The 1,239-nt window shown below is 74.2% G+C and carries 1 protein-coding gene; it reads right to left on the bottom strand.

The features are described 5' to 3' along the window. Positions 1-1,239: protein kinase domain-containing protein (locus GWK61_RS54660; protein WP_194922303.1), on the bottom strand; the 1,239-nt coding region annotated here is incomplete at both ends.

The following is a 1,239-nucleotide window of genomic DNA, read 5'->3' on the forward strand; positions in this document are numbered from 1 at the left end:
GGGCGGCTTCGGGACTCGGTCCCGGCTCGGGGCTCGGGTCGAGCAGGAATGCGGCGTAAGCGGCGCCGGGGGGAGTGGCGGAGGCGGTGTCGGTGGTGGTCGGCGGTATGGCCGGAGGGCGTGGCAGACCGGGCTGGCGAATACGGTCGGCGGGGGGACCGGGACGCTGATACGTTGCTTCGGCTTGCTGGTCCGGCGGCATGATTTCGGCGGCGCCAGAGAGCTCGAGCTGGCGCATGCGGTCGGCCGGCGAGCCTGGGTGCTCATGCGCTTCCTCGGCCGCGCTGAATCGTGGCAGTCCCGCCTGGCGCATGCGGTCGGTCGGCGAGTCGAGTTCTGCTGCGAGTTCTCCCGCTTCAGGTCGCCGCCGGTTGCCGATGCGCTTCGGCAGCGGAGCCAGCGTGTTCGCCACGTCGAGCGCGGTGGCGGCGACCGAGTCGAAAGCCGTCGTCTCCGGCTCCGCCTCCGCCATGGTGCGCGGGGGATCGGCGGCGGCCGTGACCTCCAGCCAGGCCGCGAGTTCGGCCTCGCGCCTGGCGATGTCGTCGAGCACCGCGTCGGGGAGCCAGGGGTCGGCCGGGGCGACGAGGGCTGCGATCTCCGGGGCTGTCGGGCGCTCGGCGGGGTCCTTCGCCAGGGACGCGCTCAGGATCTCCGTCAGGTCGGCGGGCAGGCCGTCGAGCTTGGGCGGCTCGTGCACCACGCGGTAGAGCAGTGCGGCTCCGTCGCCGGCGCCGAAGGGGCTTTGGCCGCGTGCGGCGTAGGCGACCACCGCGGCCAGGGCGAACACGTCGGAGCCGAACGTCGCCGGCTCGCCGACCGCCTGCTCCGGGGACAGGAAGCCCGGGGAGCCGATCAGCGCTCCGACCCGGGTCAGGCCGATGTCGTCGAGGGCGCGCGCGACACCGAAGTCGATCAGCCGCGGTCCGTCGCGGGCCAGCAGCACGTTCGAGGGCTTCACGTCCCGGTGCACCACGCCCGCCGCGTGGACCTCGGACAGTGCCAGAGCCAGTCCATGCGTCAGGGTACGAAGGCCCGCGTCGCCGAGCGGCCCGAACTCCATCGCCGCGTCCGTCACCGACGGTCCCGGCACGTACTCCGACGCCAGCCACGGCAGCTCCGCGTCCGCGTCCGCCGCGACCACCGGGGCGATCAGCGCCGCGCCGCGAGTCCGGCTTCCGGCGGCTGCGCCACCGCCGCAGCCAACACCAACGCCGCCGCTGCCACCACTGCTAACGC

The sequence above is a fragment of the Catenulispora rubra genome, from assembly GCF_015356825.1.
Lineage (GTDB): Bacteria > Actinomycetota > Actinomycetes > Streptomycetales > Catenulisporaceae > Catenulispora > Catenulispora rubra.